The sequence below is a fragment of the Roseibium sp. JB4-4 genome, assembly GCF_055693425.1.
Window position 1 is genome coordinate 343,739 of the sequence record NZ_CM146333.1, and the last position, 26,278, is coordinate 370,016.

Sequence of the window (26,278 nt, forward strand, 5' to 3'; positions counted from 1 at the left end):
CAATTATTTCGATTTGGAGATCTGACAGGTCGACGGTCATTTTTGAGGATCGGCCGTTGCATTTTTCAGCGCGTCACCGGGAGATTCGTTGAACGCCTGACGATACATTTTCGAAAAATGGCTGACGCTCGAAAATCCGGATGCATGGGCGATTTCCGCTATTGTGTTGTGTTGACGCATAAGGATCAGATCCCGAGCTTGTTTTAAACGTACCGATCGAATGAAGGCTGCTGATGTCAAACCGTTGACCTTCTTTATTCGCCTGCCCAGTGTCTTTTCACTCGTAGCCAGAGCCGCTGCCAGTTCTTTGACGCCGAAATTCTCGTCTTTGATATGATCCTGAACACAATCTGTAGCCTGTTCGAGAAATCGTTTTTCCGCAGGCGCCAGCAGATTGTTGTTCGGATCCTCCGTCAAAATCGTTTCCAATGCGTCTATACGTGCACCGGTGTCTTTAAGGGCCGCTGCCTGCACGGTTACATCGCTCCGCAATAGGTTGGCTTCCATGATCGCAGCATGCTTTTGGCTCTGCATGGTTTTGACCATGACAGAAATCGCAATTAGCATGAATGTCGTTTCCCCAACGATCGCAATGTAATAGCCCCAGGAAATTGGGTAGCGAATGATGAGTTCGTAGGCGTAGGTGGCGTTGGTAATTTCAAGTGGGAAAGAGAAAAAGTAGACCGCGACAACCAGGCCGCTGGTAAAGAACAATAACGAAAGAGCAATCGGCATTGCCTGTGGCAATCCTTCTCTGATTTTGTGCAGAGCGACGATCAACAGAACCAAGGGGCAGAAGAAGTAAATAACATGCAATGGCACTGCCAGTGTCCATGGATCCAGGACCGCAAGAACAGTTGAGATAATGGTGGTCACAGACAAGACGGAAAACAAAACCCTCAGGCGTTTCTGGCCTGCATCAACCTCGAGCAAAATTCTGCAGTATTGGACATTTGCAAAGGCCGCGACCCCGGTGAAAAAGAACATGACCGGCGACATCACCGATACGGGCAGGGTGATGCCCAGAATTTTATGAAGCCACCCATCATAGAGAAACGAGAACAAAAACTGACTGACGAGATAGAGCGAATAATATTTGTAAAAACGGGTTTCTATCTGACGAAAAATGATCAGGCTGAAGATCGTGATTGATAACACATAGCTCAAAAACAATGCATTCAATATCATCATGCCGGTGGACCAGTCTGCAAACAGGTCCGGCGTGATGATGACCGGTTTCAAAGTCGGTTCAACGGTTCCGGCAACACGAAGATAGAAAACTTTTCTCTCGTCTGGCCCCACAACAAGAGGCAGGCCGGGCTTCATGGAACGAGATGCTCTTTCCAATTGAGGAACGGTGCGGCCATCTCGAGCTATGAAGACTAATTCTTCTCGGGTTTGTTCATAAATAATTACGTCATCGAAAATGGTTTCAGCAAATGCGACCAGCCAGTGTTTTCTTGTTTCATGGTCGTTGTTTACAGCAAAGCGGAGCCATAGGGTTTGGCCGGGCAAAGGCGCTTGCAGCGCCGTGGCACAGGGAAGTCTGGTAAACTCCTTTTGGGTAATCTCACCGGTCTTCAGAGAGTCTGAGAGATCAATATAGTATTCCGCGTTCAGTGAGCGCAGTTGATCGCTTTGATTTTCCGAAAGAGTGTTTTCAAGTCCATTGATAAAACCGGTCGCGCATGTGTTTCCGGGATCTTCAGCTTTTGACTTAACAGTCGCTATGAAGATCAAGAATAGTGTGGCGAACACAAGCGCAGTTCGCAGTTTATATCTCTTCATGAACCTCTGAACTTCGATCTGACCGGCAGCTTGCACATTCGCGCGCATATCGGACAAATGCAAGCGCATATCCGTCAAAATACGGATGTCATATTCCAAACATTGCACGTGCTTGTCACAAAGCCTGACTGCTCCGGACCCGCTGCTGCATTCAGCATCATTCAGCGGGCACTCAACATGACTTTGTGACAATGAAGCGGCTTGATTTGACCTTCTATATGTTTGGACATCGCACGAGACATCTCTCGGTGTTGACAATAACGGCGGCAGCGCTGCCGTTGCCGGAATTCGCGACTGCGTGCAGGTGCCGGGCTAAGATCATTTTAGGCGCAGCAATTCTACTCGGTGTTTCAGCCGCGCCAAGCGTGTCGGCGGATTTCAATGTGTCAACCGAGGCGGAACTGCGTGGAGCGATCTTTGCTGCCAACACCAATGGTGAAGCGGACAATACGATCAACCTGTCTGGAAATCTTGCCGGGTCAAACGCACTGACTCAGTCGCTTCCGATGATCACTGGTGATCTGACAATCAATGGGAACGGCAACACTATTGATGCCAACGGCAATGGCCGCGTTTTTTTCGTCCAGGCTGGTACGGTTTCAATCAGCAACGTGACGGTGAACAACGCCGTTGCTCAGGGCGGTGCTGGCGGGAATGGTGACGCAGGCGCTGGCGGCGGCGGGCTTGGTGCCGGTGCAGCTGTCTTTGTGAACACTGGCGCTGTCGTAACAATCTCAGGTGTCAACGTCGGCGATGCCTCGGCAACAGGTGGAGCTGGTGGAAATGGTGGTGTCAATGACAACAGCGGCGGAGGAGGCGGCGGAGGAATTGGCGGAAATGGGGGACAAGGTAGTCTGGCTGCAAGCGGCTTTGGTGGTGTCGGCGGCGGCGGTGGTGGTTACGAAGGGAATGGTGGGGACGGTGGGTTCCTAGGTGACGGTAGCGGTGGCGGTGGCGGTGAATTTGGCAACGGTGGCAACGGTGGTACTGGTTTGGGCAGTGACGGTGGTGGCGGCGGTGGTGGTCAACAAGGCAATGGCGGCGACGGTGCATTCAAAACTGGCGGCGGCGGTGGCGGAGCGACTGCGAACGGAATGAACGCTAGTGTTTCAGCCGGCCTAGGCGGTGGAGCTGAAGGTGGCGATGGCGGTGACTTCAGTTCGGGCGAAGACGCAGCCGCGTTCGGTGGCGGTGGAGGAGGAGGAAATGAAACAGGAGGTAATGGCGCGTTTTCCGGTGGCGGCGGTGGTGGTACAGAACTGTTTTCTGGCGGTATTGGCGGTGTTGGCGGTGGCGGCGGCGGTGGTGGAAGTCTTGTTGCCGCGTCGAACAGGGGCGATGGTGGTGACTTTGGCGGCGGCGGCGGTGGTTTTAACGCAGGGAACGGAGGTTTTGGCGGCGGCGGCGGCGGTTCAAATACAGATGGGTCAATGGGCGGTGGGGGAGACGGAGGCTTCGGCGGTGGCGGTGGCGGTGGTGACCGCATTGGCCTGGCAGGACGCTTTGCCGGGCGAGGTGGAGTCGGTACGGGCGCTGATGGGGGCGGCGGTGCGGCCCTGGGCGGTGCAGTGTTCGTGCGCGATGGCGGCAGCCTGACGATCGCTGACACCGACTTTTCCGGTACCTACAATGTAACGGCAGGCAGCACCGGCGGCACTGGCAGCGCGACAGCTGGTCAGGAGCTGGGCCGGATTTTTTATCTTGATGGTGCGGGAACGACGACTCTGGAAGTCAATTCTGGTACCCGGGCGTTGGCTGGCTCCGATGCGATTGCTGGAACCGGGGCGATTTCAAAGTCAGGCACCGGTACATTGGTGCTGGCGGGCGACAATACCTATACCGGCGGCACAACGGTAAATGGGGGAACCCTGCAGCTTGGCGACGGCGGGACAATCGGTAGCGTCATCGGTGGTATCATCAGCAACGCTACACTGAGCTTCAATCGCTCTGATGTCGTCACATTTTCCGAAGTCATATCCGGCTCAGGGGAGTCTCCCAGGCGGGAAGCGGTACGCTGGTTTTCACAGGCACCAACACCTACACCGGCGGCACGACGGTGACGTCGGGCACGCTCGTCAACCAGGGCACAATAGCCGGGGCTGTTGTCAATAACGCAAGTTTCACCAATCAGGCCGGGGCCACGACGGGGGCGGTAACCAGTGCCGGCACCGGATCGAATGCTGGCACGATTGCGTCTCTGATCAACACCGGTGGCACTTTCACCAACACGGGAACGATTGCCGCAGGCGCCTCCAACAGCGACGGCACGACAACCAACACCGGGGCGATTGGCGGCGCGCTTGTCGTCTCGGGCGGTGTGTTCAACCAGAACGCAGGCGGAACGCTTGTCGGCAACACGACTGTCAGCAGTGGACAGCTGAATGTGAATGGGACGGGTACACTTTCGTCTGCCAGCGTCACCGTCAACGGCGGAACGCTGTCCACCGATGGCGGATCGCTTGCGGCCACGGCCGGTGTTCAGGTGAATAGCGGAACCTTTCAGCTTGAGGGTGATGAGACGATCAACACACTGATCAATGCGGGGACGGTGGCAATTGGCGCGGGCAACACGCTTTCCGCAGCCGTCATCACCAATTCCAGCGGCACGATCCGAGTTCGTGAAAATGCGACGCTTCAGGGCACCGGCAATACACTGAATAACAGTTCTCTCATTGATGTTGCCACGAATGGCACGGTGAGCGATGCCGGAGCGATCAACAATCTGGCCAATGGCTTTATCAACTTCAACGGCCCCGGCGGCACAGCCACATTTGCCTCAACAACAACCGGTTCTATCTTCAATGACGGCACCATCAATGTCGTTGACGGCGATGTTCTGGTGACCGGCAATCTCACCAATCAGGGCAGCGGACAGCTCGATGTCGCTGGCGGTGACATGACCGGCATCGGCGTGCTGACCAACACCTCCACAGCCACGTCCGGTGTCTCGGTTGGAGAAGGGCGGCTGCTGTCGGCCGATACGATCGTCAACAGCACAGGCGCGATGCTTTCCAATGCGGGAACGCTGACCGCGGCCAGCGGCTTGACCAACGCGACTGGCGCGACGCTCACGACCACTGGGACGTTGAATGGGGCGGTGACCAACAGGGGCACCCTCAATGCGACGGGCACGATCAACGGTGCTTTTACCAACGGGGGTGTCATTTCGACAGGCGGCAGCGGGGCTATTGCAGCGGTCACCATCAACGGCAATCTCGTACAGACGGCCGATGGATCTCTTGTTGTCGATGTGGACGGGGCAAGCAGCACCAATGATCGTGTAACGGTCACCGGCACGGCAGATCTGGCCGGTACCGTCGATCTCAATCTGATAGGCGCTGATCCTGTCGGGCTCTTTACGATCGTCAGTGCAGGGGGAGGGGTCACCGACAACGGGCTTGCGCTCGGCACCATGCAGACCTTCACCAATCCGCTGACCGAGGTTCAACTGGTCTACCCAAACGCGAACGATGTGGCGCTCAACTTCAGCTTCACTGCCGAGGCAGGCACTTTCAACTCGAACCAGACAAACACCCTGACCACGCTCAACGCGATCAACAGCGGCGATACCGGCGAGACTGGCCCGATAATCCAGGGATTGTTCAATCTGGGATCTGTCGAGCAAATGAGGACAGCCCTCAATCAGCTTTCTCCGGAGATCGCGCTCAACACCGAGACGGCCTCTTTGTTCTCCGCGGCTAATTTTACGAACAGTCTGTTTTCGTGTCCCGTTGAAGGCGGGGCCCATGCGTTCATACGCGAGGGCGATTGCCTTTGGCTACGCCCGCAGGGGCGTCTTCTGAGTGTTGACGAAACAGCGGAACGGATCGGCTTTGAAGAACGCGTTGCCGGCATTTCCGTTGGCGGGCAGTATCAAGTCTGGACAGACTGGTACACAGGGTTCGGGCTTGGATACGAGCAGGGCACCCTGGACAGCAACGCCAGTGCCAGTGCCCAGAGTGACCGCTTTCATCTCGGGGGCACGCTGAAGTACCAGCATGGTGCTCTGTTGATCGCAGGGGCTGTCTCCGGTGGCATCGGCGCTTATGAAACCACCAGAAGTGTCAACTTCGGCGGTCTTGGTGCGGTCAACAAAGGCGGCTACGACATCTCCTATGCAGGTGCCCAGATGCGTGCTGCCTATCTGCTGGAAGACGGCGGTTTTTTCGCCAAGCCGCAGGTGGATCTGTATCTTGCCTATCTTGACCGTGACGGCTTCGCAGAGACCGGCAACTCTGCGACAGCTCTCAGTGTGGACAGCTCCCAAGAGACGTATTTTTCGGTCACGCCCGCGATTGAAATCGGAAGCGAGCATGCGCTGCCCAATGGCTGGACAGCCCGCATGCGCCTCAAGGCCGGTGTCACGCTTTCTTCGCAGGACCAGAACTCTCTGAACGCCCATTTTGCAGGTGCTCCGGCCAGCGCGCCGGGCTTTGAGAGCACGTCTGACGTAGACAACGTTCTTGCCGATGTGGAAGCCGGCGTGACGTTGCTGTCGGCCGGCAACACATCTCTCGAATTCGGCTATCAGGGCCGCTTGTCACCTGGTACGCGCCAGCATGGAGGTTTCATCAAAGCTTCGCTGAAATTCTAACGCGGCCTCGCCGTCAATCCAGCCTTTCCAATCTAAAAAGGAGTTTGACTATGAACCAGCTTAGCCACCGTTCAGCGTGGGCTCTCCTTCCGTCAAGTTTGATCGCGGTGACAATTGCCTGTACTCCACCTGCTTTGGCGCAAACGAAAGCCAACACAGAAGCTGGAAAAAACGGCTCAAACTGGATTGTGAATTGCGGCAATCAGAGCGGGCAGGCGACCAGATTTTGTACCATGTCACAGACTATTCTTGAAACTCATTCGCGAAAACGGATTGTCAGCGCTACTATTGTAAAGGATAGCGGGGCCTGGGCCATGGGGCTATTGCTTCCTCATGGTCTCGATTTGACCTCAGGTGTAGCAGTCTCGATTGATGACGGAACGGCAACTCGATACCCGTTTAGGACAGCCGACAAACACGGCGCTTACGTGCGGGTTGCACTGCCAACCAGAATGATTGCAGAAATGAAGTCGGGGCAGGTGATGCGGATTGGGGTTGTCAGCGTCGGAAACCAAAGTGCAAAAATGGAACTTTCACTGACCGGTTTCTCAGGATCCCTGGCGCTCATGGACCGATGAACGCTGCAATCAGGCACAGAAAGACTGAGATAGATCAGGTGTTCAAACCACTCAGGGCCTTTCACTCAAATGAATGCCTGCGATCATGCAACGGACGGAGCCACCGGCAAGCTCTATGGTCGGGATGTTGAGCGGCAACAGTGAAACATGAGCTTCAAGAAGTGCTTTCTGGCTCGCATTCAGCGATTCCAGGGCTCGTTGAGACAAGGCCAGTACCGGGCCATCTGAGCCGGATAATTCAATTGCATTTCCCGCAAAATCAGCGATCTGCTGCTGCGAAAGTTCGATGACTTCGCGGTGTCCGCCATGGATACGGTCAAGGACTTCCTTTCGGCGTACCCTGTCTGAAATGCAATTGCTTCCTATCATCGCAAATCCGGTTCCAATGCACATCAAAACGTTGGTGTGATAGATAGGTGTTCCTGACAAATCGAAAGCATCGAAAACCATTGGTTCGTAGTCGAAGTGCGCGCAAAAGCGCTCCAGCAAGACTTCGCTGGTTCGTCTGGACCGGGCCGCATAGGCGACACGTTCAAGATGGTCGATGACCATGGCACCCGTGCCTTCCAGAAAGAGGCTGTCTTGTTCCAGACCGGAATAATCCCTGATGTCCTGAACTCGAAATCTCTGTTTCAGCAGCTCCAGCACGTCGTGCCGGCGTTCTGAGCGTCGGTTGGGCGAGTACATTGGATAGACGGCAACATGGCCGCCTGAATGCGTGGAAAACCAGTTGTTTGGAAAGACTGAATCCGGCGTTGCGGCGCTTTTATCCTCAAATAGATGTACCCTGATACCGGCATCTGACAGCGCGCTGACAGCTTGTGTCACCTCACTATGAGCTTGCGAAGCGATCTGTTCCGCCGTGCTGCCGGCAGCCTGTCCCTGAAACGTATTGTCTTTGGCTGTCTGGACGTTTGGTGTGAAACGATGAGGCCTGATCATAACCACCGATTTTGGCGCTTGTATCGAAATGTTGTGCATCTAGCTCTCCGGCGACTTCAGGTGCCTGCGCAACGATAAGCCTTCAAATTTGCAAATGTTATAGCCAAGTTATACATTATGTCAGCTACATCTGAGCAAAATGCTATCCTTTGACGAGCAAAATGCAATGCATGTTTTTGACGAACTCGATCGCCAGCTGATTGCGATTTTGAGAGAGGACGGGCGGGCACCCGTCGCCAAGCTTGCCACGATCCTCAACGTCTCCAGGGCGACGGTGCAAAACCGGCTCGACAGGCTATTGGACAGCGGTTCCGTTCTGGGCTTTACCATTCGCGCAAGAGAAGACCACGGTCCAGATGGCGTGCACGCAATCATGATGATCGAAGTTTCAGGCAAGTCGACAACCAGCGTCATTCGAAAGTTGCGCGGTCTGCCGGAACTGCGACAACTTCATTCGACCAACGGCAAATGGGATCTCGTCGCGCAATTGACCGCCGTCAATCTCACGGATTTTGACCGTGTGCTCAGAGATGTCCGAGGGGTTGACGGGATCACAAACAGCGAAACATCGATTTTGCTGAGTTCCGTCTGACTTGCGTCTGGCGAACTTCTTCGTTTGCCTTACAGGTCACGTTGTCACTAGCGAGTATGGCCACGAATTGACTCATTCAGAAAGGGCAAAGGCAGGGTTGAGACAGGGCAGGGACGTCCTGCAAGGTGCTTCGAGAAGAAATTGAAGTCTGAGCACGTCACGCGTCAGAAAAGGCAGCCAGCCAGCCGGTGTCTGATGCCCAACGATCCGCCCGTCGTATTATCTGCCAGAAGTAGTCGTCTTTGCCTTGTGTATAGGCTAGTCGGTTGTCGTGGTGCTCGTTGGCCAGTGCCCGTTTAAGATCTACATACGCTTGATGTTCTTTAGGGTGTGTTCGCATGTAGTCTCGGAACAAGAGAGCCCACTGTTCGTGCCAGCTTCCGGCATGGCGCATATGTATGTGGGTGCGTTCATTTCCCGGGTCTTCTCGAAAATAACGCTTTGAAAGGTCTGGGTTTTTGGGTCTCCAGCAATATCCTATTCCAGCCATTGCCGACACAATGGGATCAAACGGCTCAAATTCAAGAACGGAAATTTGAATGTCGATTATAGGCTTGGCAGCAAGGCGCTCAACTGATGTGGAGCCAATATGATCGATCTCGCAGTGCACGCTCGCCGAGTACATTACGTATTGCTGTAGCCTTCTGCCGAAAGTCCATCTGCCATTGGGCATTCCAACTTTCTATTTCGATTTTCTGGGACAACATTTGCAGTCCTATTTTGCGTATTCGCGTTACAGAGCGGCCGTCATAACCATTGATCGTTTTTCACTTATGTGTCGGTCTCAGAGGAAGGCAGAACAAGAAAGGCATTGACACAAATCGCCGTAGGATATCCATTTGCCTCACCTAAAAGTTGCAATAATTCAATAAAGCATCTTGTTCACTTTTCAGGACAAATCAGGCTCCTGCAGTTTCTATGAGGCGGAAATGAAAAAAGTTCTTTGTTTATTGCCATTTCTTGCGCTCGGTGGATGCGTTACGGATGATACTCCAGCTTCAACTCGACCGAGCAAGGACCAGCTGATTTGTATTGAGTCAGGCTTTGTTCCGGGGACGCTTGAGTTTTCACAATGCCTGGCGACGGCCAAAATCGCGCGCAAAACTGCTGAAGACCTAGAAAAGGAACGCCAAAAGGAACAGGAGAAACGCGACACTATCAGTGCAAGCCTGGCCAATGAAATTTGTATCGAATTCGCCAGGAAAAGAATGCCGTATCCGGTCATCAGAAATCAAACCGTGCATAACATCAGTGGCGGATACAGACAAACGATACGGGTAAGTTTTGAACTAGACGAACCGGGAACTTCGTATTCATCCAGAAGCGCGCAATGCATCATACGCGGTCGAGAGGTTGTCGATTTCAAGATTACCTAATGACTGTATTTAGGGACTTTTGGACAGATCACAGATAGGTCTAAGCGAGATCCAGGCTCTCAAAGGATGGCGTTGTTCGGGCGTCCACGAGCCCGGGGACCTTGGCCTGGTCTTTGAACCGGAACCGGTTCACCAGACGGCAGATATGCCGTCTGGACATGTTCATGAGATAGGTACGGTCGATGCGCTGGTATCGCCGTCATCGACAAGGGCAAAAACTTCAATCCACTTTCAGACATGCTCGTTCATCGATACCCATCTAATACGCAATCTCCTAGGGCCCAACAAAGCGGGAAGTCAGACATTCTTGAAAAGACCGACACCCGTAGGTAGAGCAGCAAATGGATGGCCGCATGCTAAATTCGCATAATCAATATTATGGAACTTTTTTATCTGATCAGGAATAGTCATGAAACCAAGGGCTTATTGTTGCCAGCGACACAACGATCCCTGCAACGCATCACGATCAATCAGAAAAGCCACTTAGACTGTGCTCGATCTCATCCGACGTGTCTATGACCTGTCGCGCGACTTCAAACGCAAATCCAGCACGGCACATCGCAGCCAGATCTTTTTCCCGGCGTAGCTCACGATCTGAAGATTTGCGATACGGACCGAGACGTCGTCGACGCGCAAATGCAATAGCTGCGTCAAGCTCGACTTCATCGTCACTTTCAAGCACGTTTTGCAGAGTGTCTCGGTCGACACCCTTGGCAATCAGCTTAGCCTCAATTTTGCGTTTGGATCCGCCGCGCCGTCGCATGCTGGCAGCCTTGGTCTCAGCGTAGTGTAGATCATTGATCAAGCCAGTCTCGACACACAGTGCAACAACGCGGTCAATCATCGGGTCGTAGTCTTCCGGATCCAACTCAAGACTATGGCAGGCCTTGAAGACCTTCCTTTGAAGAACCTTTTGAAGATTGGCTGCGGATGACGCGTAACGTTCCAGATAATGAAGCGCTGAACGCTTCAGCCGTTCTTCGGTCGGTTTTTTATAGCGCCGACTAGCTTGCATAGTCCGAGAGCACGATGTCGTCGTGGGTCTCTTCCAAAACCAGCTGCAGACCGTCATATGCCGGTTCTATGGTTGCCGGCAGCTCAGCGCGCAATGTCGCGTAGTCCAAGTCATTGTGTAGATTGGTGAAAACAGCCCTTTTTGGAGCCAGTCGATCAGTCCATTCAAGCGAGTCCTGAAGGCAGAAATGGCTTGGGTGCGGCCGCCTGCGCAGACAATCAAGCACCAGAATGTTCTGATCTTTCAAGGCCTTCTCGCTATTTTCAGGGATGTCAGAGACATCCGGGACGTATGCAAGGCCGGACGTCTTGAAACCCAGGGCATTGATTTCGCCGTGAATGACTTCAATTGGCTCAAAGTTTAGAGTTCCACCAGCGCCGGTAATTTCTATTGGTGTCCCGATTTTAATGGGCTGATGCTCAAGTATGGGTGGGTAATTGGAGCCCTTGGGCGTTTCAAAGCAATAAGAAAACGCAGAATATACTCTTTCGTACGTTTCCAAGTCCATGAAAACGTTAGTTTTTTTCCGTTTCTGACCCAGAATCCGCGCAGGTCGTCAATTCCGTGCACGTGATCGGCATGAGCGTGGGTGTAGAGGACTGCATCGATGTTCTGAACATTGGCTGCCAGGAGCTGTTGTCTCAGGTCCGGTCCAGTGTCAATCAACACGGTTGTACACTTGTCGTCCACACGCTTTTCCACAAGCATTGCACAGCGCAAACGCTGATTTTTCGGCTCGCCAGGATCGCAGTCACCCCAGTCGTTGCCAACGCGCGGCACGCCGCCGGATGACCCGCATCCCAAGATGGTTGCTGTCACCGTCATTGAGCGGCTACTTGGGTGAGTTTTGCAGGATTCGGGACCTTTTTGAACAGACGAAAGAAGTTTTCGGTCGTTTGGCGTGCAATTTCGGCTTCAGAAACACCTCGGGTTTCGGCCAAAACAGCGGCGGTCATTGCAGTGTAAGCCGGTTCGTTACGCTTTCCGCGCTTGGGTTGCGGCGCCAGATAAGGCGCGTCGGTCTCAACGAGTAACCGGTTTGCTGGCAAATCGCGCGCGATATCGCGCAATTCTTCTGATCGTTTGAATGTAAGGATACCGGAGAAAGAAACGTAAAGTCCAAGTTCAATTCCGGTGAGGGCGAGGTCGCGCCCGGACGAAAAACAGTGAAGAAGTGCAGGAAATGCCCCTTCCCCATTTCTTCACGCAAGATACCGGCCATGTCTTCATCAGCATCTCTTGCGTGAATGACCAACGGCAGCCCTGTTTGCCGCGCAGCTTCGATATGGATGCGCAGTCCCTCAGCCTGAGCGTCTCGCGGCGCCTTGTCATAGAAGTAGTCGAGACCTGCCTCTCCGATCGCGACCACCTTTGGGTGAGCTGCAAGGCTCACAATTTCATCAACCGGAATGCCGCGTTCGGTGCCAGCGTTGTGAGGGTGTGTGCCGACGGAGCAGTAGACATTGTCAAACTCTTCGGCAATGGCGCGCACCTGATCAAATTTCCGCACGTGGGTGCAGATTGTGACCATCAATTCGACGCCTGCGGCCTTTGCCCGCGTGATCAGTTCGGCGCGTTCACCGTCAAAGTCGGGAAAGTCGAGATGGCAATGGCTGTCAACAAGCATGAAAATTCCAAGAAGGGTTGTTTTAGAAGTCGCAACACGGTGTTTCAGCAGGCCTTGATACAGGGAAACAGGCAAGATCCCAAGAGGCAGAATTGGCAATGGTTACGAACGATACTTGGCGCTGCAAACGGCAAGATGAGGACGTATTTCGTTAGCCAGATGCCGCCCTTAGAGAAAGAAAGAAATCCAGAACGACCTGTTTCCGGTCGAGATTGAGTGCGTCTGCATCTCGTATTGCCTGGTTTGTTTTCTCGCTGAGTTCAACAAATCCATATGCGTTTCGAACGTTGGAGCTGAGATCCTGGCGCATGCGCTCGTGAAGCCAAGCAAGAGCAATGTGCTGGAAACTCTCCCAATTGTCGGCCTGCCCGCGTGCTGCCACGACGTCAGCCAAGGCGTGAACGGCCGCGAGATCGATCTGAGCACCCTGATTTGCGAGTTTCTTCATGCCCTTGGCGATCGCAAGTCCGTCGCCGGACAAAAGCGTAATCGCCGACCTCAGGCTTCCGTCGGCAGCCGCGGCCAGTTCTGCCAGATCCTCGCCCGACGATGGAACAAGATCAGGTGAAAGGTCCTCCAGGCCACTTCTAATTTCTTCTGGAGACAGTGCTGCGAGGTCCAGCCTGCGGCAGCGCGAACGGATTGTCGGCAGCAAACGACCCGGCGCATGACTTAGAACCAGAAACAGGCATTGCGCCGGTGGCTCTTCCAGTATCTTCAGCAAGGCGTTGGCAGAACTCATGTTCATGTCGTCGGCCGCGTCAACAATACAAATGCGCCAGGCCTTTGCAGAGGCAGTGGTGCCGAAAAACGAAACGGTTCGCCTGACTTCGTCAACGGGAAGGTCGGATTTGAACCGTTTTCCCTTTTCGTCCCAGGGCCTGCGCAAATGAAGGATGTTCGGGTGGCCGCCTGCCGCCAATTGCCTGGAAACAGGATTGTCCTCTGGCACAGACAGATCTTTTGCGGATATTACCGACGGTCCGAAACGGTCAGGATTTGCAATGACGAAACGGGCAAACCGAAAAGCCAGTGTGGCTTTACCGATCCCTTTTGGTCCGCCGAGGATCCAGGCATGGTGTAAACGCTCGGACCTATAGGCCTCCAGGAGGGCAGTTTCGGTCTTGGAGTGCCCGATCAGCCGATCTCGTTCATGGGGCAAAGGATACCCTGAGATCGCATCAACTTCAGGCAATTCTAACGGTTCGTTTCTACGCGCCATCAGAAAGCCGCCTCCGCCGTATCGGCGGCCGTTGCGGTTTGCTCAAGTTCATGCTGGAAAGCGTTCAGAACGGCGCCTCGGATAGCTGTTTCCACCTGATCGGCATCTTGCTGACCATCAATAACCGCAAATCGGTAGTCTTCTTCCCTTGCAAGGGCCAAAAAAAGCTGCCGCCTGCGTTCATGCACCGTGAGCGCTTCGCCTTCAAAACGGTCAGGTCCGCCACTGGCGTCCGTCTCAGAGCGTTGGACAACCCTTTTGAGGCCCACTTCAGCAGGGACATCGATCAGGATCGTCAATTCGGGATAAACACCTGCAACAGCCGCGGTTTCCAACAATTTGAGATAGTCAGGGTCAACACCGGCTTCCCCCTGATAAACCCGCGTTGAATCGGCATAACGGTCACACAACACCCAGGTTCCCTGCTCCAAGGCAGGTCTTATGGTCGTATCGACGTGATCTGCACGGGCGGCCGCGAAGAGCATGGCTTCACCTCTGGGGCCGAGTTCCCTGGCTTCGCCGGAAAGCAGAAGTGCGCGGATTTTCTCCGCACCCGGAGATCCCCCTGGTTCCCGGGTCACCACAACCTTTGTTCCGTAGCTTTCCAGGAAGGTCTTCAGACGGGCAATCTGAGTTGACTTGCCAGCCCCTTCACCGCCCTCGAATGTAATAAAGTGTCCTGCCACCTTGGCTCCGGCTCCGCAGACTGTGTCGATCTGAAATATTCTTCGGTGGTCTTTTAACAGCAAATCTGAAGTGTGTGGACGGGTCGGCTGAAATTATCCGATCCAGCCGAACAGCAACTCCTGCAATCCGTCTATAGCACGAGAGAAAAGCGTGCCTTCAGCAACAGATTGCCCGGTCACGACCGGAGCGCGATAGACAATACCGTCTTTGCCGATAACCCTGATTTCGCCCGCCCGGGTTCCTTTTTCCACGGGTGCTTGCAGAGGTCCTTCGTAGACGACACGAATGCGATATTCGAGTGTTTCGCCATTTGGCAACAGAACATCGATGTCGCTGGTAGACACAAGCGGAACAGTGTTCTCCACACCGCCATGGACACGGCCGTCGGCAATCGTTTCACCGGCGGTGAACACCGTTTTGATGATGAAATAGTCCCAGGCACCTTCAAGGACTTCTTTCAAAGTCTGAAGTCTGTGTTTGTCAGAAGTCAGACCTGCGACGGACGCAATGACACGCCGGCCGTTTCTGTCAACCGACCCAAGGCCGGAATAGCCGTCATTGGGATCGTTACCTCCGCCCAGTCCATCGAGATTGCGAATTTCGCCCAGAAGCGGGTTTTTGTTGCGTTGAAAGATCTTGTTCCAGGTGAATTCCGGTATCGCAAACAGGGGGTAAAGGTCATCGTGCTCTTCGACGATGTATTCTCCAAGGCGCGCTTGATCGCGCACCGTGGTCTGGCTCGGTACTTCGGGATAACCGGTGGGATTGGCGAATTTGCTGTTCGTCATTCCTATCGATTGAGCCAGATCGGTCATGCGCTTCGCAAAGGCATCTTCGGAGCCGTCAAGGCACTCAGCCAGAACAATCGCCGAATCGTTGCCATTGTGGACCAGAAGACCTTTCAGAAGGTCTTCTATCGAGATTTCCGACTTGATGGCTGCGAACATGGTTGCGCCGCGTCCGGACGGAGCGCCCCCGCTGCGCCAGGCGTGTTCGCTGACCTTGCACGTTTGTTCTAATTTGAGCTCATCGTCCTTCAGCGCTTTAAAGACTGTTGCAGCTGTCATGACTTTGACCAGCGCTCCAGGCGCAAAAGGCTTGTCCGGTTCCTTTGCAAAGAGAATTGTTCCGGATCCGGGCTCGAACAAAAACGCCATCGGCGCCTTCGTGACGATCGTTTCAGCCGCACTTACAGTGCCCGGAAAACCAGTCAGGATTCCTAGCAATGCAAGTACAAGTGTTTGAAAGGGAAAGCGTATCGGCTTCGGGAAACAGGTCTGGATGAGCCTAAGCAACATGATTCCGTTTGCTCTTTTTGGACAAAACGGTCTCAAGCGGAATACGGCTGATGACACACCAGCCGGGTGTCCTAGCTAGTTGCCGTTTCGAGTATTGGCTGCCAGTTGGCGCATGGTCAGACCTTGACCTGATACATGCGTCAGTGCTGCGTGCGCGTCTGAAATCCGCTTGTTTGCAGCAAATGAAGAAATTGCACTGCCGCCAACGAGACCTGTCGGCTGTGCGGGTGCCGGCACACGCAAGACGCCGAGCGTACCGGCTGCAGGTGCACCTGATGGCGAATATGCAGATTCAACAGGCTTAAAGCTGTTGTTAGACGCAACTTTGATCGTCTGATTGCCGGATTCAAAAGCAATTGCAGGATCAAAGGCGACGGCAACCCGCTGTGCCGAGAAGGTGCGTGAAGCCGTGACGGTTGTGGGGGCGAGATAAGGTCTTGGACCTGGCGCCGGAACGCTTCCACTGAAAACGACCGGCTGCGTTGCCTGAGGTTCAGCAAGTGCAAGCAAGGTGCCTGGCCGTGTTGCACCTGGTTGTACAGCACCTGGACCCTGATAGCTCGCCATCAGGTATTCTTCATCCTGCCCATGGAGCGGTGCACGGCCGACATATTCGACCTTCACCTTGCCAACGCCGGACGTTTTGGTGTCGAGCATGGTTGCGACACGTTCGGAAAGGTCAATAACGCGGTTTCCGTGGAAAGGTCCGCGATCGTTGACACGAACAATCATTGACCGCCCATTGGCGACATTCGTTACGCGGGCATAAGAAGGAAGCGGCATCGTCGTGTGCGCGGCCGTAAGGGCATTCCTGTCGAAGATTTCACCATTGGCCGTCTTGCGGCCGTGAAAAGTCGGGCCATACCAAGAGGCAAGTCCGGTTTTCCTATAGTTGGGATCTTCTTTCGGATAATACCATTTTCCGGCAATCTTGTATTTCTTGCCGACAACATAGCGTCCACCGCCCTTTGGTACTGGCTTGCCTTGCGCAACCATCCGCGGGCTGGCTTTCACACCATATTTCTTGGGGCTGAACTTTGCTTTTTGTTCGGTTGGGGCAGAACTACAGGCGGCCAGAGCCGATACAGCTGCCAGGGTCACCAACCCGGCGCAAACCTGAGACCAGATTGATCTGGCCGGACGGTCATCCTTTTCAGGTACCCCTAAAGACGATCCCGCTGATTTGCAGGTCATTTCGCCTGTCCCTTGCATACTGCCGTCCTACTCACTGACGCGTTGGCGGCCCCGCAACTCACGCGCTTTACCCGGCGCTTATCAGCTGTGCCGGTTTTGAAGCATATTGATTGATCTCGTCGATCAGTCCCCGTGATGACACACTGCCCCCGCTGCACGTCCCACGAATGCCCTTTTAAACCTCAAACGTGTTACTTCAAAGTAAACCCTCAGTCGAGGGAGTTTTCGCCGTGAAATCTGCCTTTGCACCGCATAAATTGCCAATATGGTTGCAGAGCCTTCGCGGCGCTTTTGTAACATATTGTAATATATGGGAAAAATCTCGGGATTTCCGAAGGTTATGTGTGTTGCGCCCCAGGCACAGTGACGGAAAAAATGTCAAACACTCAGTTTGTGATGTGCATCACATCCACCCCTGTCAAATCCGCCTAGGTTGAACTCATTGCTGATGACCGCCCTGTCACAGCAGTGCTGGACCCCACCTCCAGCTTCGGCCGCCGGTTCAAAACCCTGCCCACGACACCGGACCGGCGGCCTCTATCTTGGTTATGTTCCGGTGCCGGTCGCACGTCCTGCCCCTACCCCTGAAAGCGACGGGACCGGAACATGCCAAGGATCTCCGTTCTCCTCAGCGCTCCTTCCACACGAATTTCGGCTTTCAGCAGATTCAAGCTGAAACACGGCCTTGACTTTCCGTTCAATACCGACGAAAGGGAATTAGCAACCGCGCATCCAACATGGTTCGTAGCTGCAAATGGTGAGGTGGCCGAGTGGTTTAAGGCAGCGGTCTTGAAAACCGCCGTGCGTGAGAGCGTACCGTGGGTTCGAATCCCACCCTCACCGCCATTTTTCTTATAAATGTTGAATTGAACACCTGTCCTTTCGGGTCATGTTTGAAGTGCAAACAAACTGCTGTCGAGTGATCGTCTGGTTTGTGCTCCGTCTTTTTCCAAATTGAAAATTGAACTTTCCAATTCGCGAATCTGTTCAACAAGGTTAAAATGACAGATCTCTATCTATCTGTTTTTACTTGTTAAAATAGAGATTCCTGTTTCCGTCCGGTTGGCCCGGTGCCTGCAACTCCTTCGTTGACCATCGCTTCGGCGAGTCAGACAAAGGAGAGAAAAATGGCAAGTTTGCCCGCAACGCGTCCCATGATCGGGACCAATGAAAATGATGTGCTGAACGGAACCAGGCATTCGGACGTAATGTCCGGACGCTTTGGCGACGATCTCATGACCGGCCAAGGTGGCAATGACGAGATTTGGGGTGGTACCGGCGACGATACGCTCTACGGCAACAACGGCAACGACATCCTTTATGGATCCGGCGGTCCGAACCTGGTTCAGGTCACCAGTATGGAAATCACCGATGATTATCCGGTGTCAGTTGTGTTTGAAGGTGAAACCGCCGGCTACCGGAACACATTCGGCTATTACAAGGTCGCCGACGACGGGACCATTTATGATGTGGAATTTGTCTGGCCGAACGCGTCCTTGCAGGGCAGCGGCGGCAGTCTGATCCAGGGACAGTCCCGGGAATATCTGAATGTGCAAGCGGGCGATAAGATTGCCTTCTTCATCGTTTCAAACGGATATGGCCGCAACAACGGTTACAGCGGTCTCGATTTGGAAAACGGGTCACTGCATTTCCTGAATGCCGACGGGTCAGCGGCAACGCTGAACAGCAACAGTCCGCGGCTCTATCACCTTGATCAGAACGGTACTCAGACCCTTATCAAATATGATCCCTACCACACAGCCGCCCATGGTGACACGGTCGGGCTCAATCCGGACAACATCTTGCACACGACCGGTGTATTGAAGACGGACAAAGGCACGATCACGCTTGGCTTTGAAGATCTCTTCAATGGCGGCGACCGTGACTTTGACGACAGCGTCTTTACGGTTGATATCGGTCTGGCTAACGCCTTGCTGCTCAACGCGCATTATCAGCAGGAAAATGGCGGGACAGACCCTGAAGGCAATGGCGGCGACCAGCCGGTCGTGATTGAACGGACCGACAATGACGTCTTGCATGGTGGCTCCGGAGCGGACGAACTTCACGGCCGTTCAGGCGACGATCAACTCTATGGCAACAATGGTCATGATTCCCTTCACGGAGGCAGCGGAAACGATGTGCTCGACGGCGGTTCCGGCAACGACAGCCTCTATGGGAATTCTGGAGATGATGTCCTCTACGGAGGCCAGCATGACGATGACCTCAACGGCAACAATGGAGACGACACGCTCTATGGCGAAACCGGAAACGACGATCTGAATGGCGGAACCGGCAATGACAGTCTTGATGGCGGTACCGGCGACGACAGTCTGATTGGCGGATCCGGCGACGATGTACTTATCGGAGGCTATGGTGAAGACATATTGAAAGGCGGCGCCGGGAACGATGAGCTGCGAGGCGGGCATCAGGACGACAAGCTTTACGGCGGTCATGATGACGATGTCTTTTACGGTGATGCCGGCAATGACTACATCCATGGCGGTCGCGGCAATGACACGGTCGACTATTCCGACTTTGACGTCGATCTGTCGATCCTGCTGCACAACAAGCGGGCCCATGGACAGGAGATCGGAACCGACAGCCTGAACTTTATCGACAATATTGTCTCAGGTGGCGGCAATGACATCCTGAAGGGAACGTCCGGCGTGAACACGATTGACGGCGGCGCAGGCAACGACCAGATCCGTTCGCTCAGAGGCAGTGACTCGCTGACGGGTGGCGACGGAGCAGATACGTTCGTGTTCAGAACTTATGACCTGGTCGGTGTTGATGAGATCACGGACTTCACCATCGGTCTCGACTTTCTGGATTTCAGCCACCTCGCCGGTCGGGATGATGACCAGACCTTCCTGGCACGTTTGCAATCCACGAGTGCTGATGGAGATACGACCCTTTCGGTGGATCTTCAGGACAACGGGACCTACCAGGACATTTGCACATTGAACAATGTCGACAATCAGTCGGTCACGTCCCTGTTCGATAGCAACTGCTTCATCTTCTAAAGGTGATTGAACCGGATTGCATTTTGGCAAATGCGATCCGGTTTCCTTCTTGTTCAGATTGTCTGTTCATTTGCAAAATTGAAAAACGAGAAACAACCATCGGCCGCAACGAATTTCAATTTTGCAAAACCGACAAGAACATGGATTTTCACTTCCAATCTAAAACAAAGCAAAAACAGTATCTTATATAAATTTCCTAAACCTAATTCAATACTCACATCTCCACGAAGCCAATTGGCATTCCTTTTGCGTTGTAACGGTCATCGGAAAACCAATGGGAACTGTTCAGTTGGAGATTATTCACGAAAGACCCAGCCAGAGGCTGCATTACCGGGTGACAGCGCCGATGCGCGTGACACTTGGCGAGCAGACTGTTGATGCTGTTGATTGGGGTCTTGGTGGATGCCGGATCTCCGGTCTTTCTGGTGACCAGCCGGCTATCGGTTCTCACCACACGCTTTTCTGCACATTGCCGTTTCAGGGTTTCAATATCACTCTGAAAGCTGAAGCCGAAGTCGTGCGCCGTCACGAGGATGCAAATCAGTTGGCATTTCGTTTCACGGAGCTGGGAGAGCGTGAAACTGCTTTGATGCAGCATTTTGTCGAAGACCTGGTACGCGGCAAGATGACCGATGTTGCTGATACAATCGTGCGCATCGACACACCGGTAACGCCTGTTCCTGTCAAACCCGACCCAAATCCCGCAAACGATATTCCCGTTCGACGCTGGCCGACAAGGCAAATAGTCATGTCCTGCTTTTACCTTGTGCTCGGTGCAGTGGTTTTCGGCTATGTCGGCATATATGTGTTTGCGACGCTCTTCCGCCTTGAAATTCAGTCTGCCGTTATCAGTGCGCAGCGGATCGAGATTTCTGCTCCTTTCAACGGACGTCTCCTGGAGCTGAGCCATCGTCAGGGTGCGCAGGCCGCAGCCGGTGCTCTGATGGCCGTCATGGCGGATACGGGTCACAACGCCAACTTACAACGTGTCAGATCGGATCTGGCTAAAACCCGAGCCGAACTTGCTGAAACAACGGTCATGCTCGAAGAAGAAGAGCGTCGGTCAAAGGGGTATGAGCTGGTGGCGAGGAACAATGTTCGCCAGGCAGAATCTCAATTGTCCGGATTGGCGCTTGCAAGAGACAACGCGTTGCTCAAGTTGGAGCGTGTCCAGGGATTGGCCGCAAAAGGTCTTGTGCGCACCGATGATGTTGAGGCAGCTGAACTTGAAGTCAAATCGGTGGTTTCGGACCTTGAGCGTAAGAAGATACACATTGAGGAGCTCAAGGAGCTGATTGACGGCGGCGCAAGTGTCCGCCTGTTTACGGGGAACAGTTTTGCCGGGCGAACCGCTGAATTGAAGGCGAAGGTGGCCCGTTTGACGGCGCTTCAGGGGCACTATGCACATCTGGAAACAGAGCTGTCCGGAAAGGACACCGATCAGAAAATCGTGGCTCCTTTCAACGGACGCGTTGTCGAGACCCTGGCTGCCTCGGGAAATATCCTAAAACAAGGCGAACCGCTGCTGGTGTTCGAAGAAACCGGCGCAGAAACCGTAACGGCATTTCTGACGCAGGAAGAAGCGGCACAGGTTCGCATCGGCAGCTCCGCCAATCTTTTTCTGCCGACAGAAAACAGATGGATCGCTGTGGAAGTTGCTGCGATTGACAGAACAGCGGGTTTTGTCGATGAGGTCACGGAAACGCATCGTTTCCGTGCGCCGGACGCCCGGTCGGCAAAGGTGACCCTTTCCCAGGTCTCCGGTGACCTGCCCGCCAGCGGAACGCCGGCGACCGTCTATTTTCAAAGATACAGAAACAATCTGGTGTTTCGCACGGCGCAACAGATCCTCGAGGCGATCTGATGGACAGTCGCGAGATCACAAACCCTTACGACGTCGATGAAATCACGCACCGTCCCAGAGGCTGGGCGAAGTGGACACCCTTCTCGATTTTTCAGATCACGCTCTATTTCGGACTTTGTTTCATCGGTCTGACAACCTTTGAAAATGTCTTTTTCAGTCCGGCGACCCAGGAAATAACTTTCGTCATCGGGCTGCTCGGCATCTGGCGGTACGGCTGGTGGTTCACCCACGCCGTCAGGGCATGGATCTATGGTCGCTTTGTCTATCCTTCCATGAGGGATGCCGGTCGAAAGGTCTGGGATGATGGTTGGCGGCCACGGCACCTTCATTTCATGATGACAACCTACAAGGAACATCGGGACATCACTGAAAAGGTTATCAGATCCATCTGTCGGGAAATTCGCGATGCGGGTGTTCCAGGTACCATCTGGCTCGGGTCGGGAGACCGTTTCGACGAGGAACTGATCTCTGAACTGTTAGAGCGAGAGTGGTCTGATCTGGATGTAACCCTGCACGTCGTGAGACAGAACCAACCCGGCAAACGACTGGCCATCGGTCTGGTCTTGAGAGCGATGAGCCGCGGCGATGTTCAAGCGGATGATCTGATCATCTTCATGGACGGAGATTTCATTCTCGCCAAAAACGCAGTCGGCGCCTGTCTGCCCTTGTTCAAGCTCTATCCGGATTTGCAGGCATGTACGACGGATGAAGAAGTGCTTTGCATTGGGCCGAGGTGGATTGCCAACTGGCTGACCATGCGTTTTGCCCAAAGGCGTCTGGCCATGCAGTCACACTCGCTGTCCGGCCGCGTCTTGACACTGACCGGCCGCATGTCGGTCTTTCGTGCCAATCATCTTTTGAAACTCAAGTTTATCCGGCTTTTGGAGGCGGACCATCTCGAGCATTGGCTCTGGGGGAAGTTCAGATTTCTGTCCGGAGATGACAAGAGCACCTGGTACTACATGCTTCAATCAGGATGCCGCATGCTCTACGTGCCCGATGCGATGGGATACACCGTTGAGGTCATTGAAGGTTCCGGTATGGACCGGATGGTGCAGAACTTCCGCCGCTGGTCAGGTAACATGCTGCGCAACGGTGCGCGCGCCCTCGCCCTCGGCCCGCACAGGATGCCTTTTTTCATCTGGTGGTGCCTTCTGGACCAGAGGGTTTCCATGTGGACGATGCTTGTCAGTCCGGTGTTGGCGATTTGCACATCGGTACTGTACGACCCCTATTACATTTTCGGCTATGTCGTCTTCATCTGCATCACGCGCATGCTCTTGTCGCTTTTCCTTTATGGCTACGCACGAAAGGTAGACCTCAGCTATCCGTTCATTCTCTATTTCAACCAGCTCATCAATGCCTCCGTTAAGGTCTACTGCATCTTCCGCCTGTCGAAGCAGCGCTGGTCCAATCGGGGTGACCAACGCGCCGGTGAAGGAGATGGGCTGATCGCTAGATTGCAGAACCTGATGGCGAGTTATCTGACGGTGCTTTACGTCACAATGCTGTTTGTCGGCGTTTGTCTGATGGCCGGGCTCATCGATCCACCAAGCAGTGGCATGGTCACGAACGTGCTCGGGTTTTCATCGCCTCAACCGATGTCCTGACGTTTCCCAAAATGCAAATTGCCCTTTTCAAATCCGAAAGCGAAACAGGGCTGCAAATTGCAAACAATCCAATAACATTCTGAATAATAATACCTTTTTGCCTCGCTCGAAAGTGGCCTGAGTTTTGTTTCTGTAGTGGCAGCAACTTAATTCGGAGGCCTTCAGATGAAACTGAGACCGAAAGTCTACACCGCAGCATTGGCACTAACCGGCATCATTGCCCTTGGTCCCGTTGCGTTCAATACGGTTGTTGACGCCTATGATCACAACAGAACGTTCGACCTGGGGCTCGACAAGCAGGAAATCAGCGTCAAGGCGCACTACCCACTTTACAAAATGATCGAGTATCCACGCATCAAGGCCTCAACGGTTGTCCTGGGCGACAGCCGCGCTCGAGCACTGCAAGACCGCTATTGGCAAGAGCTGGGGCGCAACGATGTCTACAATTTTGCCTATGGCGGTGCGACCGTCTACGAAATCTACGACACTTTCGACTACCTGCGGAACAACGTCGAACTCGAAACACTGATTGTCAGCCTGCCCCTGCGCAGCATGGATGCGCGTTTCAAAGGTGGCATGAACCGTGTTCCAGAAGCGATTTCGATAGCGAACAATCCATTCGCCTACTACACGAACTGGTTTGTCGCCAAAACCGGCTGGACGCTTCTGAAGGACAGATATCCTTCTGTCTTCACGTCATTGAACGACATTTCCCTTTGGCCTGTCCAAAGCGCGAACGCTGCCGAGTTCGGCGGGCGTGACATGCTGAGTGTCGAAGCCTTGCTTGATCCAGCGCTCTGTGACGAATGCGTTCTCACCACACCGAACGGAACACTCGTTCTGCCGGCGATCCATCGCCATGGCGGCCTCGGGTTTGGACACTGGGCCAGATACTGGCCGGAGATCACCATCGATCGTGATCTTCCTCAGCTCTTTGCAAAACAGGTCGGAACCAACGGAGCCGCTGATTGGAGGCGTTTCAAGCAATCGGACGATCTCTGGGAGAAGGTTGAGGAAATCGCTCGTTGGAGCACCGAAAATGACGTCGAACTCATTTTTTTGATCCCTCCGACCATTGCTGAAATGCAGCGCAGGATTTCCGATTTCGGACTGTCGACAGCAAACCACAAGTTCAGGGAGAGGTTGTCCGAACTGGCCATGGTTGTCGACTTTGATTTCGACGCCCCATTCACGCGGGAGTTGAACAATTTCACCGACGCTTATCATTTCGGTTCTGATCCCGCGCGCAAGATTGTCGGCGAGCTTGTTCTGTTGACGAGCAGTAACAGCGAGCACAAGGCCGAAGCGATCGGGCGCCGCAAGGGTCTGGCGTGTCCCGTCTCCAGCAATGACGTCAAGAACAGCCACAGCGAAGGAACCCTGACGCTTCTGGAAGGTAGCTCCTGCCGGATCTGGAGGCGGAAAAATGGGTAAAAAACTCAATCTCATGAGCGATCTGATGTTCGGTTTCACCGGCTTCATGATCGGAGCCGCAACTGTTTCATTTCTCGTTGCCGGTCAAAACGATGACCACCTGGTGCCAGAAAAAGTCGAATGGCTTTTCGACAGATCAAACGCAATGTCGTGCCAGTCCTGCACCGGAAACTTTGACCGCTTTGTTGATCCGGAGATGCAAAAATGACCAGGACCGCCAAGAGATTGTCGATCTGGAAACTGATGCTGCTTGGTACAGTTTTCGGCGTTTCAGGTGCGATTGCCCTTTCCGGCGATGTTGTACCGGCGAAGGTCAAGTCCGAGCGTATCGACCCGACAATAGAAGAAATGATCAAGCAAGCGCGTGGACTGCAGAAAGTCGGACGATGGGACGCTGCAGCGGACCTGCTTACGCAGCTTGCCAATGATGGACACCCAGTTGCGCTCTATCACTTGGGCCGGGCTTACAAAAACGGCTGGGGCGTTGACGCGGACCTTGCACAGGCTCGGTTGATCTTTATGGAAGCAGTTCGGTATTCCTTCAGCTTCAGGGGTGAAACCGCTTATGAGCTGGGGCGCCTTTTTCAGCGTTCCTCAGGGGAGCGCTGTGCGGAGATAGCCCTGCAGTGGTTCAAAAAGGCGTTGGTCTGGGACTATCCCAAGGCGCATGTACAGCTTGCCAAGCATTATGAGCGTGGCATCGGCACCGAGCGAAACCTTCCTGCAGCGTTTGACCACTACGAACAGGCTGCCATTCACGGTTATCCGTCTTCCACCATCAACTATGCTCGTATTTTGTTGACTGGCAGATACGGCACCATTGCCGACCCGGAAAGAGCCGCCTTTTGGGCGAGCAGAGCAATCGAGGGTCTGGAAAAGAAAGCTCGGGACGGATCTGCTAGCTCAGCCAAGACGCTTGGCCGCATCTTCCGTGACGGAGAATTTTTGCCGGCGGATCTTTCACAGGCGAAAGACTGGTTCTTGAGGTCTGCCGATCTCGGGGATGCAGGCGCAATGCACGACTTGGGCCAGATGATCCTGGCTAGCGACCCTGATGAGGACAGCATTCAAAACGCCCTCAATTGGTTGCGGTTAGCAGCAAAGGCTGAGCATGGCGGAGCACTTACCGCGCTTGGCAGACTGCATTTGAGGGAAGTCTACGGATTGCCCAGCCAAGAGGCAGTCGACTTTTTCGAGCGTGGTGTTGATGTCGGACATCCAGGTGCAATGGAAGAACTCGGCAGGCTTTACGCCGTTGGGCAACATGTTCCGCAAGACCGGACGAAAGCCCTGGAACTCGCAGGCAAAGGTGCGGACCGAGGACATCAAGGCAGCGCTCGTCTCCTGAAGGAAATTCAAAAAACCGATGAGGCAAATCTCACGGTTATCGAGCGTTCAACTCAACCCAATCAAAGCAAGACGGAGGGCTAAGTC

At 53.9% G+C, this 26,278-nt stretch carries 19 protein-coding genes, 1 tRNA gene and 2 pseudogenes; 12 read left to right on the plus strand and 10 right to left on the minus strand.

Annotated features, from left to right (window positions below; genetic code table 11):
- Positions 1 to 36: 36 nt before the first annotated feature.
- On the minus strand, positions 37 to 1,887 hold the full coding sequence (locus tag ACZ1HV_RS01630; RefSeq protein WP_472717108.1) for a helix-turn-helix domain-containing protein: 1,851 nt from the start codon (positions 1,885 to 1,887) through the stop codon (positions 37 to 39).
- 284 nt (positions 1,888 to 2,171) lie between these two features.
- Between ACZ1HV_RS01630 and ACZ1HV_RS01635 the strand changes: the two genes are divergently transcribed.
- The 3 genes from ACZ1HV_RS01635 to ACZ1HV_RS01645 are packed head-to-tail and all read left to right on the plus strand — an operon-like array spanning position 2,172 to position 6,960.
- The gene (locus ACZ1HV_RS01635; protein ID WP_472717109.1) at positions 2,172 to 3,848 is read left to right on the plus strand and encodes a hypothetical protein; all 1,677 of its coding nucleotides are present in this window, start codon (positions 2,172 to 2,174) and stop codon (positions 3,846 to 3,848) included.
- Positions 3,803 to 6,382, plus strand: a complete 2,580-nt coding sequence (locus ACZ1HV_RS01640) for an autotransporter outer membrane beta-barrel domain-containing protein (protein ID WP_472718389.1) — start codon at positions 3,803 to 3,805, stop codon at positions 6,380 to 6,382. The genes ACZ1HV_RS01635 and ACZ1HV_RS01640 overlap by 46 nt, the downstream gene beginning before the upstream one ends.
- Before the next feature lie 50 nt (positions 6,383 to 6,432).
- On the plus strand, positions 6,433 to 6,960 hold the full coding sequence (locus ACZ1HV_RS01645) for an invasion associated locus B family protein (RefSeq protein WP_298963125.1): 528 nt from the start codon (positions 6,433 to 6,435) through the stop codon (positions 6,958 to 6,960).
- A gap of 51 nt (positions 6,961 to 7,011) precedes the next feature.
- Here ACZ1HV_RS01645 and ctlX read toward each other — a convergent pair whose 3' ends face one another.
- The gene (ctlX, locus tag ACZ1HV_RS01650) at positions 7,012 to 7,941 is read right to left on the minus strand and encodes a citrulline utilization hydrolase CtlX (RefSeq protein ID WP_472717110.1); all 930 of its coding nucleotides are present in this window, start codon (positions 7,939 to 7,941) and stop codon (positions 7,012 to 7,014) included.
- Between the two features lie 127 nt (positions 7,942 to 8,068).
- On the opposite strand from ctlX, the gene ACZ1HV_RS01655 reads away from it, so the two are divergent.
- Positions 8,069 to 8,494: an Lrp/AsnC family transcriptional regulator gene (locus tag ACZ1HV_RS01655; RefSeq protein WP_472717111.1), complete on the plus strand. Its 426-nt coding sequence runs from the start codon at positions 8,069 to 8,071 to the stop codon at positions 8,492 to 8,494.
- A 157-nt stretch (positions 8,495 to 8,651) separates the two neighbouring features.
- Here ACZ1HV_RS01655 and ACZ1HV_RS01660 read toward each other — a convergent pair whose 3' ends face one another.
- A complete protein-coding gene (locus ACZ1HV_RS01660; RefSeq protein WP_472717112.1) occupies positions 8,652 to 9,119 on the minus strand; it encodes a GrpB family protein in 468 nt (155 codons plus the stop codon).
- Between the two features lie 304 nt (positions 9,120 to 9,423).
- On the opposite strand from ACZ1HV_RS01660, the gene ACZ1HV_RS01665 reads away from it, so the two are divergent.
- Positions 9,424 to 9,870: a hypothetical protein gene (locus tag ACZ1HV_RS01665; RefSeq protein WP_472717113.1), complete on the plus strand. Its 447-nt coding sequence runs from the start codon at positions 9,424 to 9,426 to the stop codon at positions 9,868 to 9,870.
- Between the two features lie 466 nt (positions 9,871 to 10,336).
- Here ACZ1HV_RS01665 and ACZ1HV_RS01670 read toward each other — a convergent pair whose 3' ends face one another.
- From ACZ1HV_RS01670 to ACZ1HV_RS01700, 7 genes and pseudogenes are all read right to left on the minus strand, one after another.
- A complete protein-coding gene (locus ACZ1HV_RS01670) occupies positions 10,337 to 10,885 on the minus strand; it encodes a regulatory protein RecX (protein WP_472717114.1) in 549 nt (182 codons plus the stop codon).
- Positions 10,875 to 11,710, minus strand: a pseudogene (locus ACZ1HV_RS01675) (MBL fold metallo-hydrolase). Before ACZ1HV_RS01675 ends, ACZ1HV_RS01670 begins: the two are co-directional and overlap by 11 nt.
- Positions 11,707 to 12,512: pseudogene (locus tag ACZ1HV_RS01680) on the minus strand (TatD family hydrolase). The pseudogenes ACZ1HV_RS01675 and ACZ1HV_RS01680 overlap by 4 nt, the downstream one beginning before the upstream one ends.
- Positions 12,513 to 12,663: 151 nt before the next feature.
- Positions 12,664 to 13,734 carry a DNA polymerase III subunit delta' gene (locus ACZ1HV_RS01685; RefSeq protein WP_472717115.1) on the minus strand — a complete coding sequence of 357 codons (1,071 nt, stop codon included), beginning with the start codon at positions 13,732 to 13,734 and terminating at the stop codon, positions 12,664 to 12,666.
- Entirely contained in the window at positions 13,734 to 14,420 is a 687-nt protein-coding gene (gene tmk / locus ACZ1HV_RS01690) for a dTMP kinase (protein WP_298822581.1), read from the minus strand. The genes ACZ1HV_RS01685 and tmk overlap by 1 nt, the downstream gene beginning before the upstream one ends.
- A gap of 93 nt (positions 14,421 to 14,513) precedes the next feature.
- Complete coding sequence (locus ACZ1HV_RS01695; RefSeq protein ID WP_472717116.1) at positions 14,514 to 15,719, minus strand: D-alanyl-D-alanine carboxypeptidase family protein; 1,206 nt, start codon at positions 15,717 to 15,719, stop codon at positions 14,514 to 14,516.
- Between the two features lie 75 nt (positions 15,720 to 15,794).
- A complete protein-coding gene (locus ACZ1HV_RS01700; RefSeq protein ID WP_472717117.1) occupies positions 15,795 to 16,913 on the minus strand; it encodes a septal ring lytic transglycosylase RlpA family protein in 1,119 nt (372 codons plus the stop codon).
- Between the two features lie 756 nt (positions 16,914 to 17,669).
- On the opposite strand from ACZ1HV_RS01700, the gene ACZ1HV_RS01705 reads away from it, so the two are divergent.
- From ACZ1HV_RS01705 to ACZ1HV_RS01735, 7 genes are all read left to right on the plus strand, one after another.
- Positions 17,670 to 17,759: transfer RNA gene (locus ACZ1HV_RS01705), tRNA-Ser, on the plus strand.
- A 281-nt stretch (positions 17,760 to 18,040) separates the two neighbouring features.
- Positions 18,041 to 19,936, plus strand: coding sequence for a DUF4114 domain-containing protein (locus ACZ1HV_RS01710; protein ID WP_472717118.1), 1,896 nt, complete (start codon positions 18,041 to 18,043; stop codon positions 19,934 to 19,936).
- A gap of 274 nt (positions 19,937 to 20,210) precedes the next feature.
- Complete coding sequence (locus ACZ1HV_RS01715) at positions 20,211 to 21,800, plus strand: PilZ domain-containing protein (protein ID WP_472717119.1); 1,590 nt, start codon at positions 20,211 to 20,213, stop codon at positions 21,798 to 21,800.
- Entirely contained in the window at positions 21,800 to 23,410 is a 1,611-nt protein-coding gene (locus ACZ1HV_RS01720) for a glycosyltransferase (RefSeq protein WP_472717120.1), read from the plus strand. The genes ACZ1HV_RS01715 and ACZ1HV_RS01720 overlap by 1 nt, the downstream gene beginning before the upstream one ends.
- Before the next feature lie 165 nt (positions 23,411 to 23,575).
- The gene (locus tag ACZ1HV_RS01725) at positions 23,576 to 24,844 is read left to right on the plus strand and encodes a hypothetical protein (protein WP_472717121.1); all 1,269 of its coding nucleotides are present in this window, start codon (positions 23,576 to 23,578) and stop codon (positions 24,842 to 24,844) included.
- Positions 24,837 to 25,052, plus strand: coding sequence for a hypothetical protein (locus tag ACZ1HV_RS01730; RefSeq protein ID WP_472717122.1), 216 nt, complete (start codon positions 24,837 to 24,839; stop codon positions 25,050 to 25,052). The genes ACZ1HV_RS01725 and ACZ1HV_RS01730 overlap by 8 nt, the downstream gene beginning before the upstream one ends.
- Entirely contained in the window at positions 25,049 to 26,275 is a 1,227-nt protein-coding gene (locus ACZ1HV_RS01735) for an SEL1-like repeat protein (protein WP_472717123.1), read from the plus strand. Before ACZ1HV_RS01730 ends, ACZ1HV_RS01735 begins: the two co-directional genes overlap by 4 nt.
- Positions 26,276 to 26,278 lie beyond the last annotated feature (3 nt).